At 49.7% G+C, this 19,106-nt stretch carries 11 protein-coding genes; all 11 read left to right on the forward strand.

Going from position 1 to position 19,106, the window contains the following annotated elements:
- Positions 1–37 precede the first annotated feature (37 nt).
- The 11 genes from J7E85_RS03805 (at position 38) to J7E85_RS03855 (ending at position 19,102) form a co-directional block, all read left to right on the forward strand.
- A complete protein-coding gene (locus J7E85_RS03805) occupies positions 38–1,672 on the forward strand; it encodes an extracellular solute-binding protein (protein ID WP_215155151.1) in 1,635 nt (544 codons plus the stop codon).
- 167 nt (positions 1,673–1,839) lie between these two features.
- Positions 1,840–3,597: a sensor histidine kinase gene (locus J7E85_RS03810; RefSeq protein ID WP_251035451.1), complete on the forward strand. Its 1,758-nt coding sequence runs from the start codon at positions 1,840–1,842 to the stop codon at positions 3,595–3,597.
- A gap of 76 nt (positions 3,598–3,673) precedes the next feature.
- Positions 3,674–5,245, forward strand: coding sequence for a response regulator transcription factor (locus J7E85_RS03815; RefSeq protein ID WP_215155153.1), 1,572 nt, complete (start codon positions 3,674–3,676; stop codon positions 5,243–5,245).
- Positions 5,246–5,857: 612 nt separating this feature from the next.
- A complete protein-coding gene (locus J7E85_RS03820; protein WP_215155155.1) occupies positions 5,858–7,375 on the forward strand; it encodes a serine hydrolase domain-containing protein in 1,518 nt (505 codons plus the stop codon).
- Positions 7,376–7,802: 427 nt separating this feature from the next.
- Positions 7,803–10,877 (forward strand): 3-keto-alpha-glucoside-1,2-lyase-like domain-containing protein, encoded by a 3,075-nt coding sequence (locus J7E85_RS03825; RefSeq protein WP_215155157.1) that lies wholly within the window; start codon positions 7,803–7,805, stop codon positions 10,875–10,877.
- Positions 10,878–11,061: 184 nt separating this feature from the next.
- Complete coding sequence (locus tag J7E85_RS03830; RefSeq protein WP_353049461.1) at positions 11,062–12,825, forward strand: cache domain-containing sensor histidine kinase; 1,764 nt, start codon at positions 11,062–11,064, stop codon at positions 12,823–12,825.
- Positions 12,812–14,437 carry a response regulator transcription factor gene (locus tag J7E85_RS03835; protein WP_215155159.1) on the forward strand — a complete coding sequence of 542 codons (1,626 nt, stop codon included), beginning with the start codon at positions 12,812–12,814 and terminating at the stop codon, positions 14,435–14,437. The genes J7E85_RS03830 and J7E85_RS03835 overlap by 14 nt, the downstream gene beginning before the upstream one ends.
- A gap of 128 nt (positions 14,438–14,565) precedes the next feature.
- Positions 14,566–15,972 carry an ABC transporter substrate-binding protein gene (locus J7E85_RS03840; protein ID WP_215155161.1) on the forward strand — a complete coding sequence of 469 codons (1,407 nt, stop codon included), beginning with the start codon at positions 14,566–14,568 and terminating at the stop codon, positions 15,970–15,972.
- A gap of 173 nt (positions 15,973–16,145) precedes the next feature.
- Positions 16,146–17,045 carry a carbohydrate ABC transporter permease gene (locus tag J7E85_RS03845; RefSeq protein ID WP_215155166.1) on the forward strand — a complete coding sequence of 300 codons (900 nt, stop codon included), beginning with the start codon at positions 16,146–16,148 and terminating at the stop codon, positions 17,043–17,045.
- Between the two features lie 111 nt (positions 17,046–17,156).
- The gene (locus tag J7E85_RS03850) at positions 17,157–18,059 is read left to right on the forward strand and encodes a carbohydrate ABC transporter permease (protein WP_215155167.1); all 903 of its coding nucleotides are present in this window, start codon (positions 17,157–17,159) and stop codon (positions 18,057–18,059) included.
- A 32-nt stretch (positions 18,060–18,091) separates the two neighbouring features.
- Positions 18,092–19,102 carry a glycoside hydrolase family 130 protein gene (locus J7E85_RS03855; protein ID WP_215155168.1) on the forward strand — a complete coding sequence of 337 codons (1,011 nt, stop codon included), beginning with the start codon at positions 18,092–18,094 and terminating at the stop codon, positions 19,100–19,102.
- Positions 19,103–19,106 lie beyond the last annotated feature (4 nt).

The raw sequence follows: 19,106 nt of genomic DNA on the forward strand, positions 1-19,106 counted from the left end.
CATTCATTATAGATCATGGGTCGAGAGGAGCTTGTAAATGTTAAAACAAACATCCAAGTGGAACAAAAGGGTCTGGTCATCCGCAGTATTGGCTATCGTGTTGACGGTGGGGGCTGCCGGCTGCAGCCAGCCAAAAGAAGGGGAGGGAAGCGGAGATAAACCCGTCATTACCGTGTCAAACTATGACAGAGGCAATATCCCGGCCGCGGAGGGAACCGTGGAGGAGAATCGCTGGACCAAATGGATTAATGAACATTCTCCGGTGGAGGCCAAGTTTGTGCCCGTGCTCCGGTCGGAATCGACTCAGAAGCTAAATGTGATGTTCGCATCCGGCAGCGCACCGGATATGGTCAATGATTATGATACGGGCTTCCGGGATTCCCTATATCAGCAGAAGCAACTGCTGCCACTGGACGATTATTTGCAGTATGCCCCTGAATATGAAAAATTGCTGGAGAAGTATCCCCAGCTGCGCGAGGTGGGCACCAAGCCGGATGGCAAGCTTTACGAAATCGGCAAAATTAACGAGCCCCATCTGCAAAGCGTGGCGTTTATCCGGGTGGATTGGTTGAAAAAACTGAACCTGGAGGTGCCGAAGACGACCGAAGAGCTGATTACAGTCTTGAAGGCTTTTGTAGAGCAAGATCCTGACGGCAACGGCAAGAAGGATACGTACGGAACGAATATAAGCTATACCTCCGGAGGCATGGTGGATTCCATGTTCGGCTCGAGCGGTTGGGCCATCTCGGCTGACGACAAAATCATCCGCAGCTGGGATAATACGCTGGAGGCGACGAAATTCAAGAAAAGATTGTTCGACGAAAGACTGATCGACCCGGATTACCTGGCAGACACGAATGGCTCCAAAGCTAAGAAAGATTATTTGAATGGCAAGGTAGGCGTATTCCTTCCTCCGCAAATCAACAACTGGTTTGAGAGTACGGTCACCGATATCAAGACCATCAGAAAGATGGTCCCGGATGCGGAAATTGCGCCGATGATGCAGCCTGAGTCCCCTATGGGACAGTTTACCCATCACGTGACCAACCCGATTCAGATGACAACCGTGGTTAACGCCGCAGCCAAAAATCCCAAGGCTGTGATGGAATACATCAACTTTATGCTCCAGCCGGATACAGCGCTGACATTGAGAAAGGGGCTGGAGGGAGAACATTGGAACAAGTCAGCGGACGGTGCGCCCATCGTGATTGATCCCGACAAGAATACGAAGGAAGTGGATTGGGCCGCGGACTACACGATGTTCTATTCACTTCCTCAAAATGAATTTTTGACCTCCGTATCGGCATTTAATGTGGAGGATCCGGATCAGAAGGCGGGGCTGGAAATGATGAAGCAAGCGGACCAGTTCTTGCTCAATCCGGATGCCAAATATCCCGCTCTGAGTCACTACGAGCATATGCCGGTTCTGACAAGCGACTTGGTGGTTATCAGTACCAACGTGAACAAAGAAGTGAGCGACATCATTGTCAAAGGAATCATAGGCGGGTCCAAATATACGGCCGAGCAGGCTATTGCGGATGCTAAAGCAGCCTGGGAGAAAGGCGGCGGCAAGCAGATTGAGGAATACATGAATACGTGGTATCAAGAAAATAAAGACACGGCCTTCCTGGGCGATGATGTACTGGAAATGGTCCGCTCCCAACTAAAGTAAAGTTCGGACGGAGCACTGGGAATAGAATAAGGACTTGGTCCGGTAGAAGCCGGGCCAAGTTTTGTTTTAATTCAGGATGAAAGGGATTACAATCGGATTACATCATCGTTTGGGGGGAGGGAGCCAGACTGAATCCGATAAGTTGGCCGGGGAGAATTGCCGGAGAAATGAAGGGCAGCTTCAAGTTGAAGCTGATTGTACTGCTCTCGTGTATGGTCACATTAGCCTTTGCATTAGCGGGGTGGCTGGTCTACCGCTTAAATGTCCAATTGATGGAGGACGAGATCAGCAAGCAGTTCTCCATTGCCAATGAACAGGCTTTGGCCCGATTGGAACTCACCTTCCAAGAGGTAAGCCGGGTATCCCAATCCATTATACTGAACCCTTCTATAGAAATGTTCGTCACAGAGAGCCTTGATCCCGGAGGGGATCTCTATACGCAATACAAGAACCGTAAGTACGTGGAGGAGCAGCTGATCACGCTGCAAGTGGATACGCCGTCGATTCGTTCCATCTTTCTGTTCAATGAAAATGGAGATTTGGCTATTCGCTCCCAAAATGGGGCGTCAGGGGAACCCGGACCTGAAGAAATGGCCATGTTGATGGGCAAGCTGGAATCGCATCGGGGGAACTTGGTCTGGGGACGGGCCAGTCTGCCTAGTAGTGTCGATCCCGGCGGACGCCGGACGGTGCTAATTGCCGCCAGACGGATGCTCAATGATAAGCTGATCCCGTACGGAACCATGGTGGTGGTCATGGAGGAAAGACTGGTGTCCAAAGTGCTGCGGGATCTTACTAAGAACGGCAACGGTAAGGTACTGCTGCTGGAACCTCTGGAGGGACTGCTCTACGCCAATATGAATCAGGAGGAGACGGAACAACTCATGCGCTTGATCGAAGCCGGCGATCCCCAATATGTCAAGATGAGTGGGGTCACCTATTTATTTGTCCGCCATCGTCTGGAACCGGCAGGCTTCACGTTATATGGAGGAGTTTCTCTGGAGGAAATTCAACGCAAAAACAAAGACATCATCCATATCTTTGTTATTGCCGGAATTGGCGTCGTGCTTCTTAGCGCACTGCTGATTACGATTTCTACCAGAACCTTGCTGAAGCCACTGGCTGATTTGCTGCGGGGGCTGCGCAAATTGCGTTCGGGGGATTTCTCGGCTCGGATTAGCGTCCGTTCCGGCGATGAGCTCGGGTTCATCGGTGAGAGCTTCAACAGCATGGCGGAGCAAGTAAGCACTCTGATCAACAAAGTGTATCTGGCCCAGATCAGCCAGCGGGAATCGGAATTAAAAGCCATTCAGGCGCAATTGAACCCTCATTATCTGCATAACCTGTTCAATGAACTGTATTGGAAGCTGTATAACGACGACCAGGCGGAGGCGGCTCTACTGATCAACGCCATCTCGGAGATGCTGAAGTATTCGCTTAAATCCGTCAAGACCGATACGACGCTGGGAGAAGAACTGCAGCAGATACGGAATTACATAAAGATTCAGACCGAATTGTTTACCGGCCAGATTGAAACGATCATTCAGGCCGAAGAATCGCTTCTGGGTCTGCGGATGATGAGATGCCTGCTGCTGCCGGTGGTGGAAAATGTTTTTGTGCATGCCTTCCGAAATATGGATGAAGACCGGGTGCTCAGGGTGAAGGCGGCTTTACGGGATGGAGCGCTGCATATCGAGGTGGCTGACAACGGCTGCGGCATGGATGACAGCACTTTATATGCTTTGAAGGAAGCTGAGGATGCGCTGTCTGAGAACAACAAAACGGGAATTGGCTTTAAAAGCGTGCTGCGACGCATTGAACTGGTGTATGGGGCTCCTTACGGAGTAGAGATTTCCAGCGTCAAGGGAAAAGGAACGACCGTTCACATCAAGCTTCCCATTCAGACGATCCCGCAAGAGTACTAAGCCTATGCTTTCGAAGCGAGATTTGCTCGAAGCTTATCATGAGGTAACGCTCACAAAACTTTTAGGAGGGAAATGGATGAAAGCCAAGCTGTTTATCGCCGAGGATCAACCGAATTTTCGCAAAGGATTGCTCAAGCTGGCCGGGAAACGGTCCGCCGAGTGGGTGGTGGCGGGAGAAGCGGCAAATGGCCTGGCCGCTCTGTCTTCGATGGAGCAATGCATCCCGGATTTGTTGTTAACCGATATCCGCATGCCCCATATGGATGGGCTCGAACTGGCCGAGGAAATCAAGGCTCGAGGCTGGGGGACCAAGATTGTGATCATCACGGGATTCAAAGATTTTGCATACGCCCAGTCCGCCCTCAAGTTTGGAGTGCTGGACTTTATCACGAAACCTTGCGTAGAAGCGGATATATTAAACATGCTCGATCGGACCTATGTACGGCTGATCGAAGAGAATCAGTCCGGGCGGCTGGTGGAGGATTGGAAGCGCCAGCATGAGGACAGCCAGCTTCGCTCAGCGATTATGGGCATGTCCTGCAACAACGGAGAGGTGGAGGCTTTGCTCGGACGGATGAAGGAATGCGAGCTTTACTTTCTTAGCATCCCTACCTATATTTCCTCAGAAAAACATTATTCCGCCCAGGATATGCCGCTATTGCAGTTTGCTCTCGGCAACATTGTCAGGGAGCATTTGCATAAATGGTATGGCGGAGGCTTCCGTTTTTTTTCCTTGAGTTCATCGGAATGGGCTTTATTGGTGGACAGGACGGATTCCCGGCCGGAAATGCCTTCTTCCTGGTTGCAGATCCTCACCGATTCGATTCAGCAGTATCTGAAACTGGCGCTTGCCTGCTGCGGACAAGGACGATGCCGCATGGCGGAGGACCTGCGTCAGGCTTACGAGCGGTATTGCAGCGGGCTGGGCCGGGAGGCGGCCTCTGAGCGCAGTACTGCCTATGAATCTTTACTTAACCAGACGGCACTTTACGAAAAGGAGAAGGAAATCGTATCTTGGCTTATGTCGGGAGACAATGGCCGTTTGAACAAGGAGCTTCTAGATCAAGAGGTGCGGATCAGTAGTATGCCCCTGCAAACCGCTAAAATCGAAGCCCTGCTCCTGGCAACGGCCCTTCTCCGGCTGGTGCAAGTACAGTTTCCTGTATGGCGGATGGCCGCACGTTCCATCGAGTGGGGTTCCGTCTACAAATGCGAGACGCCCGAAGAGATTGTGGCTTGGCTGCAGGGATACATCCATGAATTCCTACTCTCCCATAACAACTGGCTTGCCGGCAAAAAAGATAAACCGGTCAAGCAAGCCATCCGGTTTATCGAAGAGAAATATATGGACGAATGCGGATTGGCTAAGGTGGCGGCGCATGTTCATCTCAACCCCAGCTACTTTAGCAACCTGTTCAAGAAAGAAACTGGCGAAAGCGTCACCGGCTATATCCAAAACCTGCGCGTGCAGAAAGCGAAGATCCTGCTCAAAAGCACCGATATGAAAATTTTCGAAATCGCCCAAGCCATCGGTTTTAACGATTCCAATTACTTCACGCATATGTTTAACAAAGTAGCAGGGCTCTCGCCCAAGGAATACCGCAAGCGGACAGCAGAGCCGCCGCAGGGAGTCGCGGATGGATTTTGATGCGAAAGGAGAAGCGCGATATTCGACAAATACAAAAAATCACAAAAAAGTGCTACTCAGACTTCTCCGGGAGAATGACTTGCAGGCTACCTCGATGCCAATGACTTCGAATGAATCCGGCGTAACCATGGGGAGTATTTGGGAGCGGCACTATTTTTCAGCCAAAATTAGAATGAATGTTCACTTCAATGATGAGGGAGGTTTCTAGAACAAATCGGGACTTAATGTAAATGCGATATCAGGCCATATCAATTTAAAGCGCTTCGATCGTTGAACTAACGAGCAGCAGGATAGTGGAAAAATAAACTTATTGACTCAGGAATAATATGGATGTATTTTTAAAATAGGAGATATTGGAAGGAGCAATCGTTGTATGCCAGCTTACCTGTAATGGTCGATCAATTTATTTAGTGCAGAAAATCCTTCATTTTTAACCAAGGGATACGTCTGCCTATTTTGACCATTACGGGAACGCAAGGCATCAATTTATTTTGATGAGCCGAAGCGGAACCCTTAGGGTATTCCGCTTCTTTATTTCCCAAATTTCGTCTCCTACTCCCCGTATACTTGCGTTCCTTCTAAAATCGTAAAGAAATAGGAGGAAATAAAAATATGAGTAATAATCAAAATCAAGTGAACCAAAATGAAACTAGCCTAAAATTAAAATGTTACATGGATGCTTTAGTAAGTCGTGGCTATTTTAATGGTGCTATTTTAGTCGCTCAACATGGTCGTATACTATTAAGCGAAGGCTATGGTATGGCAAATTTCGAACATAATGTCCCAAATTCACCGAAAACAAAATTTCGTCTCGGTTCACTCACGAAGGCTTTTACTGCAATGGCAATATTACAACTTCAAGAACAGGGGAAACTGAATATTCAGGATTACATTAGTCAACACCTAGAAGATTATCCAAACGGACTTTTAATTTCATTACATCATTTATTATCTAATTCTTCCGGTATCCCAGATTATCCGGGCTTCCCTAGATACTGGGAACAAACGCAAAGGCTTTATTCAACAATTGAAGAGACCATTCAGATGATAAAGGATATACCTTTGGAATTTACGCCGGGGGAAGAACATAGGTACAGCAGCTCTCCTTATATTTTACTGAGTGCAATTATCGAAAAAATATCGGGGATTTCCTATGGAGAATATATAAAAGAAAAAATTTGCCTGCCTCTACATTTGGAAAATACAGGAGTTGAGGACTGTAGGACGATTATAAAAAATCTTGCTTCTGGTTATTCCGTGTGCAAAGAGAAAATTCATACTGAATATGTAGATATGACTCTTCACCTCGGTGCCGGTGCAATGTATTCTACGGTTGAAGATCTATATTTGTGGGATCGTGCCCTTTATACCAATACTTTGGTCAACAAAGATTCTCTTAAGATCCTCTTTGACCAATACACTACGTACTGTGGAAGTTATGGCTGGGTTATTGATGAACAGATCATTAATAATCAACCAAGGAAACGAATTGGGCATTTTGGAAGTATGAATGGTTTTGGGTCTGATTTCAACCGCTATGTTAACGATGACCTTGTTATTATCGTACTGAGTAATTTTGATTTAACGCCTGTCCAACGTATTAGCCAGTGCTTAGCTGAGATAGCTTATGGGGGAGAGCTGCAAGAACTAGCAATTACAAACCCTATACACATTAACGAATCTATAATGAAGCAACTTGAGGGTATTTATGAGTATGGATTATTCACAGAGCAAGATCAGTATTTAGAGCGAAATATGCAAGAATCTTTGGTTCAGTTAATCGATATGGATATTCCTAAAATATCGGTTGGATTATTCTGTAAAGTATTTCGGGAATATGGAATAAATCCAAACTCGACCATCATCGTAACCTATGAAGATTGCAAATTGTATTTATTTATGCGGAAGAATCATGGAGCATGGTTTAAGTATGAAATTTACCCTGTATCAGATCAAGCGAATTCAATAACATGTTTAGCTAAGGACATTGATGAGAGGGTGGTTTTCAATATAAATCCAAGTGGTGTGATTCGAATTGTTCATTTTGATGCATATGGCAATGAAACTATGGCTTATAAAACTCAAGATGATGACAAGAACGACTGCGTGACGAGAACATTGGCCGATTAAAAGACCTTATTTAATTTGCATTTTCGATTTTGTTGTAAACATTTGGGAACCTCCGAATGGGAAATTTTTGTGTCAAACTTTTACACAGCGTATGGTTTTCTTGATTTAGGTTTTGATAGTCTTCACCAACGAGAACCAACTTGCTCCGTTTCGGAATTCAACATGCCCTGCGTGCATGGAGAACAGTTAAAATGTATCCCTGGAGAGTGGGCTTGCCCCACTCCTTTTTTTATGGGCAGGGATTATAATCCATGGTGAGTGAAAAGTTTTGATGGAGGGGGAATTGAACATCAGAAATTGAGCTGCTTGCTTCCAAAAAAATGTTAGCGCCTTCAAGAAGACCGTAAACAAGGATACAATGGGGCGAACAGAGCTGCCTTTTTATCGGTGGGTAGTTAAATGATCTTGAGGAGGTATTTATGCTTTTATGCTTACCATTACAAGAAAAGCAGTTAGTCTGTTGATAGTGCTTGCTGTTATGATCACAGGATTTTTACCCCGAACTGCTCATGCTGCCGAAATTGATAGCTATTATATTTCTTCATTGGATGTGACGGATGCCGCCGATCCGGTATCTTTGGCACAGAGCGCCATTGCCCTGGCCACGATACAAAATTACCCGATGCCATCCATCTATACCGCATCCAGCGTGTTTTCATTGAAGGCAGATAACGAAGCGATTCCTGTAATCAGTTATCTGGCTGACTATGACTATGCCCAATTTTCTTTTTCCGGCACGGTCCGTATCGAAGTTACCAACAATGAGCCGATTACATCATTCTCCATCAGTCCTCAGGCTAAAAGCATCGAAGGCACGGTTAACGGGAACAAGCTGACGTTCTCGCTTTCATCATCAACCTATGTGATCGTGAAAATCAATGACCAGAAGAAGAAGATTGTCATCGCAGCAGATCCCTTGGAGACGGATATTCCCCCGTCCACAGGTGCCGGGATTTATAATGTGACACAGTCTCCATACAACGCCGATAACACGGGGAGATGGATGGCATCGGACGCGATTCAGCAGGCGATCGATGACGCCCATCAAGCCGGCGGCGGCGTAGTATTCGTTCCGGCCGGTGTCTATAAAAGCGGGAACCTGACATTAAAAAGCAACGTAACCTTTTACCTGGCTGGGGGCGCCGTCATTGTCGGCACGGGCAAAGGGGAAGACTACGTGATTGATTTTCGCAAGGATTCACGAAATGCGGATGGAACGTATTTTATTCGTACTGCCGTAGACTCCAGCAATATTACGATTCGGGGACGGGGAACCATTGATGGAAAAGGTATTGCGATGCGAGAGCGAAAGATGCCGGCTCCGAATAAAAATGAAGGGTTCCTCAATAACCTGCTCGTTCCGATCGCAACATCCAATTTTACTTTTGACGGCTTAATATTGCGGGATGGCGGTTTCTGGTCGTTTATGGTGGTTCGTTCCGACAATGTGACCATAAACAATCTCAAGGGATTCCAGGATTTATACAAAATCGAGAATGACGTTATCGATATCAACGAGAGTCAGAACGTGCTTGTTCAACATTCGATAGCCATATCGGATGATGACACTTATTCCACTAAAACCTGGCTGCAGACGGGGATGTCTAAAGACTGGCCGGGCGAGCTAGAACATTTGGAAAATGTGGTCTTTGATGACGCTTTTGCATGGACAAGATGTGCTGCTTTCAAGATTGGCATGGGCGTAGCCCAGCCGCAAATCGGCGTAACCATCCGAAATTCGTATGTGTATCAAAGCGCCCGAGCATTGCTTATTGATCATGGATACCAACTGAATACTCTCCCGGAGGAAGGTTACGCCCAAAATATTACGTTTGAAAATATCGACATCGAACGCGTCGGTATCAATCAATTCGGGAACTATTGGCTTGGAGTTTCCACCAGCACTTCCGGCGATGTAAGCAATGTTGTAGTCAAGAACATCAATGTTCGCGAGACCGGCACTCAGAAATCCAGAATTTCCGGGAATGCCACGAAAGGCGGAATGGTTAACGGCGTCACGTTCACAGATGTTTATGTTGGAGGCAAGCTGGCAACAACCCTGGACGACTTGAATGTTACCGTTAATAACAATGTAAATGGTATCGTCTTTGCCAATTCCAAGCCGCCACTATTCAGCGACAATTTCGAAGACGGAAATACGGAGGGTTGGACGTCAGTGACAGGCGGCTGGACCGTACCGACAGTCGGCACGAATAAAGTGTTGTCCAGCGGAAACCAGACAACCACATCCCTGATTACCGCTAATAGCGGGGGTTCATGGACGAATTACGCGTTTGAAGCGAAAATGCGAATACCCGTCACCAATGCCAACGCGGGCATTGTCTTCAGGGTGCAGGATGCAAACAACTATTATATGTATCGAATCAATTCATCGAATCAAAAGCTAGAGTTGTACAAATCCATAAATGGACAACTGACGCTTGTAACCAGTACGCCGTTCACGGCTATTGAGAAGCAGTGGTATAAGGTTAAGGCGGTTATGCAAGGGAACACGATATCCTGTTACGTGGATGGAGAATTAAAGATGGAATGGACCAATCCTGTCACCGAATTGACGGCTGGGGGGATCGGATTTCGGACCACCTCGGCGGGTGTCCATTTTGACGATGCCGTGGTTAGCCTCATCAATAAAGTGCCTGAGGAGATTGCCCTTTCACACAACAGTGTTGTTGAAAACACAACTGCAGGAGGCATGGTCGGAACATTCTCCACTACCGACCCTGACGCGGAGGAAACATTTGCTTATATGCTGACACCAGGAGACGGGGATGCGGACAATAGAAGCTTCACCATATCGGAAAATAAGTTGTTTCTTGCTGTAACGCCTGATTACGAAGCAAAGGAGAGCTACAGTATCCGGGTGAGGAGCACAGATTCAGGCGGATTGTATATTGAGAAGACCTTTACGATCCATGTCACGGATGTGAATGAACCTCCCGTGAATCCGGGTCCTACGATCATCCGATTCAGTGATGATTTTGAAGATGGAAACACGGCAGGATGGGCGTCTGCTTCAGGTTCCTGGAACGTGGCAACAGACGGCACGAAAGTCTTGACTCAGAATCATTCAGCCACTGCGCTTATTACCGCCGGCGATTCATGGACGGATTATTCGTATGAAGCCAAAGTGAAAATGCCCATCACCAATGCAAATGCAGGCATTATCTTCAGGGTACAGGATGCGGATAATTTTTATATGTACCGAATCCATTCAGCAGCTAAAAAGTTGGAGTTGTACAAATCCGTGGACAACGTCATGACCCTTGTGTCCAGTACCCCGTTCACAGCTCAGGCGAACCAGTGGTATACGCTTAAGGCTTCCATTGAAGGGAACAGAATGAAAGGTTATGTGGATGGAGAATTAAAAGTGGAATGGACCAATGCCGAAACGGAACTGACAGCAGGGAAAATAGGATTCCGGACCACTTCGGCAGGCGTAGCTTTTGATGATGCTGTGGTACTGGAGCCTGCTCCGATCTAGCTAGTACGGCATCCCGTACTGTGTCCATAAAAAGCCGATCCACAGGTCGGTCACTGTTCATGGGATCATACGAAGGAGCTGTCCCTAAAGTCATGACATGGCTGCTCGGGACAGCTTCGTTTTTTTGCATTGTCGAACAGGGGATGCAGTGACATAATCAAAGGATAGAAATTTAACGGAAGGCGTGAAAAGCTTGGAGTACCTCCGCAGGCAATCGTTCCGCAACAAACTCAAGGTCGCTTTTCTGGCCGTCATTGTGCTTTCTGTCCTGATGACCGGAGGGTTGTCTTATTATATCTCGGCTGCCACGCTGGAAAAAAATGCACTGAAGCTCACGCAGGACACGGTGGTCAGATCCGCACAGATTGTGGATGAGAAGCTAGATAAACTGATGCTGATTATGATGACGTTTATGATCAGCCAGCCTTTCTATGACATGCTGAAGGATGCCGCCTCCGGGGATGCCAGCAGATATTACACGCATCTGAACGATCTTGATAACGTTTTCTCACAGGCGCGGATCGCCGAGCCGCTTATCCAATCGATCTACGTATTTACGCCGATTGGCGAATTTTATCCTTCGTCCATGAACCGCAATCGGCTCACCGCATTCGAGAACACCGTTCTGTATGCGCGCATCGAACAGGAGAAAAAGAACCTGTGGGTGGAAGGCCATGAGGATATGCTCTTCTCCGGCAAAGAACGCGTTATCTCGCTCATTCTGGAGCCGATCTTTGACACACCGGTCAGCGGTGTTTATATAGTTGTGAATATCCGTGAGGACGGCTTCCGAAAGCTGGTGCAGGGGAACACCGCGGAAGGGGCGTCCAGCTTCTTGCTGAACGCTGATAGAGAGACGGTCTACCCCGTGAAGGAACCGCTGGTCAGGCAGGCGGTGGCGACGGGAAATTTGAGTGGCATGATGAACCGCTCGGAGGGAAGTCAGCCCTTTGAACTGGACGGCCAAACCTATCTGCTTAATTATGCCCGTATCGGCATTGCGGATTGGACAATGACCACCATCCGTTCTCGGGCCGATGTGCTCCAGGACATGGTGTATGTCAAATGGCTGATCGCCGGAGTTACACTGGCTGCTTTTACCGTCACCACGCTGATCTCGGGCGCATTTGCACGCTATTTGCTGAAGCCGCTGCAAGGGCTGCTGAAGGTGATGAAGCGGGTCGAGAACAACGATCTGACCGCCCGCTTTGAGAGCGGCAGCGGAGATGAACTGGGTCAGGTGGGGTTCCGGTTTAACCGGATGCTGGAACAGATCGTGGTATTGATTGACGAGGTCACGGAGGCGCAGACGCATAAGCGGTCTGCAGAGATCAAGGCGCTGTCGGCGCAGATGGACCCGCATTTTCTGTACAACACGCTCAACACCATCTACTGGAAGTTGAACTTGAAGCAGATCGAGCCGTCGCAGCAAATGGTCGTGTCGCTCTCCCGCCTGTTCCAACTTGGGCTGAACAATGGTCAGGAAATTACGACATTGTTAAAAGAACTTGAGCATGTGCGCCAGTATCTAGAGCTGCAGTTAAGCTGCTATGAAGGCTTATTTTCTTATGAGATCCATGTGCGCGAACTGGAGGTGTCATCGCTTTCGATTCCGCGTATCATTTTGCAGCCGCTGGTGGAGAACAGCATTTTGCACGGTTTCCGCGACCTGAAGAACGGCGGCCGGATCGAGATCGAAATTACCGGGGACGGGGAACGCTGGACGATTGCCGTACGTGATAACGGCAGCGGCATGGACGAGACCCAAGTGCGCGCCCTCTTTTGGCGGGAATCGAAGAAGGGATATGCGGTGTCCAATCTGATTCGGCGGCTCCGGCTCTATTATGGGGATGGTGCGGAATTTCATGTGGATAGTGCGCTAGCGCGCGGAACCGAAATACGGATTTCTTTGCCCAAGAAAGGGGAGCATTTGGATGAGCAATCCTGAGGCGATCAGTCTCTGCATTATCGACGATATTAAAAGCGTGGTGGACGGACTGACGGCGATGAACTGGGAAGAGCAGGGGATTCGGGTCGCAGGTGTATCGGGCAATGGGGAAGAGGGGCTTAAGCTGATCAACGGGTTGCGGCCGGATCTGGTTATAACCGATATCCGAATGCCAATCATGGACGGGCTGAGCATGCTGCGTTTGGTTCTGGAAGTGAACCCCAGCTGCAAGGTCATTCTGATCAGCGGCTATGCCGACTTTGAATATGCGCAGCAGGCGGTGCAACTGGGGGCGTTTGATTTTGTAGTGAAGCCCTTCACAGAAGAAGAAATGATATCGGCTGTGCTGCGAGCCAAAGCGGAGATTATGGAAGAGAGGTCCAAGCGGCTAAGTCTGAGGGAAATGGAGAACAAGCTCCGCGAGAGTATGCCGGCGCTGCGGCAGGAATACTTTACGCTGCTCGTAAGCCACCGCACTTCATGGGAAGAGGCCTCGGAACGGTGGGAGTTTCTGAATATTGAGTTGGAGCTGCGGGGCTTCGTGGTGATGCTGATTGAAATTGACCGTTTCCGGGAGCAGGTTGCACAGCAGTCCATCCAGGAGATGGAGCTGATCCGGTTCTCGCTGTTGAATATTATGCAGGAGACGCTTGCCCATTATGCGCGCAGCGTTCTTTTTCGCGTCCGTCATGACCAGTACCTGGCCGTACTGAACGATACAGGACCGTCCAGTCCGATCGAAATTGCCGAGCAGTGCTGCCGGAATATTGAACGATATACCAAGTTCACGGTCTCGGTCGGGGTCGGCGGTAGAGTGGAGGAGATCAGTGGGCTGCCGGATTCCTATCGCCAGGCTCATCGGGCGCTCTCCCATCACCTGTTCACCGAAGGCAATGCGGCCATTATGTATGACGATATCCACCAGAGCGGAAGCCAGGAGCCGCTGGCTCTGGAGTACAAGGACGAGCTTCTGCTTGCCCTTCGTTCCGGGAACGCCGTCCGGACGGACGCGATTCTGTCCGCCATTTCGGATACGTTGCAGAAACGGATCTCCCGGCAAAATCCGGATTATCTCCTCAGCCTGTACGATGAGCTGGCCGCTTCAGCGATCCGCACTCTTTACGAAATGGTTCCGTATCCGGACATTCAGCCGCTGATTCAGAGATGCAGGGCAGTGCAAGGGACGGCGGGGCTGCCGCTGGCCTCTTTGCAGCGTCAACTGCTTGCCTTGTGCATGGAGGGAGCCGAGCTGGTGCGCCGGAACAGCTTATCCGAAGGGCAGAAGGTGATTTATAAAGCCATTGGCTTTATCAAGGGCCGATTGTCCGAGGATATTACTGTCGGCGAATGCGCCGCTCATGTGCATCTCAGCGCCAGCTACTTTTCCAGCTTATTTAAGCAGGTGATCGGGATGACGGTCACACAATATATCACCTCGGAACGCATTCAGAAAGCGAGGCTGCTGCTGGTGGAGGGTGCGCAAGTGCAGGAGGTGGCTGCGGCTGTAGGGTATGAGGAGCGCAGATATTTCAGCGAGATGTTCAAGAAGATCACCGGCCAGACGCCGTCGGAGTTCAGGGCGGGCTATCACATGGACCGGCCCGAGGCGTGAGGCACGTGCTGTATAGACCATAGAATTCTATCCCTCGAGAGTGAATCTGCCTCACTCCTTTTCTAAGTACGGGAATCTATAATAAAAACGAGCTCACAATACATACGTCAAATAAAGGGGTAGAATGTATGCGAAAAAAATGGTTAGGTCTCGGCTTAAGCCTCATTCTGGCCGCCGGAATCACAGGCTGCGGCGGGAATGACAACAACAATGGCAATGGAGGTACGACGAATGGAAAGTCTGACGGCGGCACGGCAGCTCCATCAACCGAGACGGGCCAACCCGTACAGTTGAAATACTGGACTGACGACCGTCATGACCAGGAGTATATCAAGGAATTGATCAACAAGTTCAATGAAACAAACGGCGATAACATCCAGGTGGAATTGACGGTCATGTCCGAGAATTACGCGCAAAGCGTCGATATTGCATTTTCCAGCAACCAGGCGCCGGATGTGCTGCGTCTAAAGAGCGCCAATACGTCCGGTTTTGTCAAAAAAGGTTATCTCGCGCCGATTGACGAGTATCTTACCGATGACTTGAAAGCAAAGTTCGACAGCCTGCTGATCGACGATGTCAACCGTTTTGACGGCAAGGTGTACTCGCTCGCCAATACCGGCCTCACTATGCGTCTGGTCTACAACAAGGATCTTTTTGCCAAAGCGGCCATCGAGAATCCTCCGAAATCGCTGCAGGAAATGGTGGACGATGCCAAGAAAATTACCGAAGTCGGCAAAGCCGAAGGCATCTATGGTTTCGCGCTGAACTTTAAGAATCCGAAGCAAGCATTTGACCGTTCCGTCCGGGAGATTCTTTCCTTGAGCGGTCATCAGGGACTTGGCTTTGATCTGAAGACAGGCCAGTTCGATTTCGAGCCTTACTCGCAAGTCATCGAATATTTCAAGCAAATGTATAAAGACGGAAGCATTCTTCCCGGCGCGGAAGCGCTAGACATCGACCCGCTGCGCGCCCAATTCGCCGCAGGCAAAATCGGTATGTATCTTTCCTTCTCGACGGAGCCGGGCGTGTACATGGATCAATTCCCGACTGAAATCAACTGGGGGGGTGCCTTGGCTCCAACGCTGGACGGGCAGATCAAGGGAACTTCCGAAATCGTGTCCGCCGGAACGTGGCTCGGCATCAGCGCCCAATCGGCCAATAAGGAAGCGGCTTGGAAATTCATGCAGTATATGTACGGCGACGAGGTTCTGAAGACCTATCATGAGAAAGGCTTCGGGATTGCCATTGTACCAAGCATTGTGGAACAGGCTAAAGATCCGGAGATTAATGGCATGGAAGGCTTCCTCGTCGGGGAGCACGACTCGCTCTGGCCTGCTTCGCCAAACGTTACTCCGGAGGGTTCAACCTATGCGGACGCTTTCTTTAAATACATTCTCACCGATGAAGATGTGAAAGCGATTACGGAGGATTTGAACACAAGATATAACGCCGCATTGACCAAAGCGGTGGAGAAAGGCGAGGTCACTGTAACGCCGAACCCTGCCTTTGATCCAACCAAACCGCAGGGAGAATAACAGGCAAGGATGGGGCTGCCGCGCACTTTTATGAAATATAGGAAAGTATAAGATTTCGGCCTATACGTTCTCTATATTTCTCCGGAATGAAACGGCTATCGCTGCCAAGAAACGGCGATAGCCGTTTCACCTTGGCAGATGCCCTTTTTCTTTCCCCGAAGGAGGAACGAATCGTGAGCTTTAATTGGAAACGACTGGGGGAGAATTCTCTGTTTCTGTCGCCGAGCATCATTTTGACGGCAACCCTGGGCATCTACCCCTTGATATGGATGCTTCGCTATATGTTTTATGACTATGCCGGATACGGCGATGCGCTGTTCGTTGGTCTGGACAATTTCCGTCGGCTGATGCGCGACGCGCTGTTCTGGGAATCGGTTGGCAATACCTTTATCTATGCTGGAGGCAAGCTGCTGCTGACGCTGCCATTGTCCCTGCTGCTGGCGGTCATCCTGAACGGCAAGCTGCGAGGCGGAAATCTACTGCGCGGAATCTATTTTATGCCGACGATCATCAGTACCGCGGTGATATCCGTTGTGTTCTATACAATCTTCAATTCTTATAATGGGATGGTTAACACCGTATTGATGAAGCTGCACCTGGTCTCGCAGCCGATCGACTGGCTCGGGCCAAAGCATTCGATGCTTACGGTCATTATTGTGGCGGTATGGGGCGCAGTCGGCAACTATATGCTGCTGTTTCTGGCCGGACTGCAGAGCATTCCGCAGGATTTGTACGAGAGTGCGGCCATGGACGGGGCGAACGCGGGAAGACGGTTCTGGAGCATCACACTCCCGATGCTGGCTCCGGTTGCCCAGTTGGTCATAATGCTCGCGATTATCGCATCCCTGAAAGGCTATGAGAGCATTATGCTCATCACGGAAGGCGGACCGATCGGCAAAACCGAGGTCATGTATCTCTATCTGTACAAACTATTGTTCCCGGTATCCACGGGTTCGCCTGTGGAGCAGCAGCTTGGATACGGCAGCGCCGTAGGCTTTGCAACCGCTGTTATTGTCGGAGCGATCACGGGCTTGTATTTCTTATTGAGCCGTAAAATGAACAAGTTGTATTAAAGGTTGTTCAAAAAGTCCACTTTACAATTTTGCGAAGGCCCTTTCGATTTGACAACAACGCCGCAGATCGGTTGAACGTGATCGACTGCAGGCGTGCAGGAGGATCAGCAAATGAACGAACAGGTGTTACCCCAACAGCCGGACGGGCGCGGCAAAATCGCAGCCCGTCCGGCTTCCGGTCACACAGGCAGAATTGTGGGCCGTACGATCATGTGGCTGTTTTTATTGATAACGGCGATACTGACATTATTTCCCCTGTTGATGACATTGTCCGGTTCTCTCAAGACTGGCGCCGAAATGATGACCGGCGGCAGCCTGCTGCCGGCCAAGCTGCAGTTCGTCAATTATGCCGAAGCCTGGAAGCAGGCCAATTTTGCCCGCTATACCTGGAACAGTGCTTTTGTCAGCATTATGGTTACAGTAGGCACCCTGCTGGTGGCTGCCATGGCGGCTTATGTGGTGGACCGGCGTAATTTTCCCGGCAAATCCCTGTATGTGACGACGCAGGCATCTATGATGTTTATATCCGTTGGCGCCATTGTGCTGCGCCCGCAATTTGATTTGATGGTCGCGCTGAACCTGAATACCACGCTGTGGGGAGTGATCCTGATTCTGATCAGCGCTCATTCCAGCACGTTTTTTATGCTGCTGGGTTTCTTCAAAGCGATTCCCCGCGAGCTTGATGAAGCGGCGATGGTGGACGGCTCCGGGTTCGCCCGAACCTTCTTCCGGATTATTCTGCCGCTCTTGACACCGGGGCTGGGTGTGGCCGGGCTGTTTGCCTTCCGCCATGCCTGGAACGAATACATTCTGCCGCTGGTGTTCACGATGACGAATCCGCAGTTGCAGACGCTCACCGTCGGGCTGGCGAATCTCCGTTACGGTTCTTCCGCGGCCATGCAGATCCATTTGATGATGGCGGGAGCATGTCTGTCTATCCTGCCGATGCTGCTCGCGTATATTGTGGCGAACAAGTCGTTTATTCAGGTGACAGCGGGTTCAGTCAAAGGTTAAATTCAATTTCATATACAAGGAGCATGATGCAAATGAGTGATTCTACAGTAGGACCTTTGTTTTCCAGCCCGGTCATTGCCCGGCATTCCGCGAATCCGATTCTGTCTCCGGGTGATGTGCCTTACGGTCCGGCGTTGGTTTTTAATGCCGGGGTTGCCAAATTTAAAGGCAAATATGTGATGGTTTTCCGTAATGACTACGGCGATGAACATAAGGGGACTGTTGCCCCTCATCATACAACCAATCTTGGTCTGGCCTTCAGCGATGACGGCATAAAGTGGGATGTGCAGCCGGAACCGTGCTGGTCCTGGCATGATGAAGAGGTCATCCGCGTGTATGATCCGCGTCTAACGGTAATCGGCGAACAATGCTATATGTGCTTTGCGGTCGATACCAAGCATGGGCTGCGCGGCGGCATCGCCGTCACCGAGGATTTCCGCTCCTTCGAGGTGTTGAGCCTGTCGCTGCCGGACAATCGCAACATGGTATTGTTCCCGGAGTTGATCGGGGGCAAGTATGTCCGTCTGGAGCGTCCGATGCCTGTATACAGCCGGGGCGGCATAGACCGCTTTGACATGTGGATGAGCGACTCGCCTGACCTGAAATACTGGGGCAACTCCAAGCTGCTCCTGACGGTTGAAGATGTATCCTATGCCAATGACAAGGTAGGCCCCGGCGCTCCGCCTATCAAAACGGACAAAGGCTGGCTAACCCTGTTCCATGCCGTGGATATCGACCGCAGCCGGGGCAAGAACGGCTGGGAGAACAGTTGGGAGAAGCGCTATACGTCCGGCATTTTGCTGTTGGATCTTGCCGATCCCAGCCGGATCATCGGCAGGGCGGAGACGCCGCTGCTTGTCCCGGAAGCTGCCTATGAAACCAATGGAGGCTTCCGCAATCATGTTATTTTTCCGGGGGGCATGATACTGGAAGATACCGGGGAAGTCAAAATCTACTACGGCGCCGCCGATACCGTAGAATGCCTGGCGACTGCGCATGTAGATGATTTGCTGCATCTTTGTCTGGAAGGCACAGTCAGATAAGCTA

Source organism: Paenibacillus sp. ISL-20 (assembly GCF_018613005.1).
Classification (GTDB): domain Bacteria; phylum Bacillota; class Bacilli; order Paenibacillales; family Paenibacillaceae; genus Paenibacillus_AQ.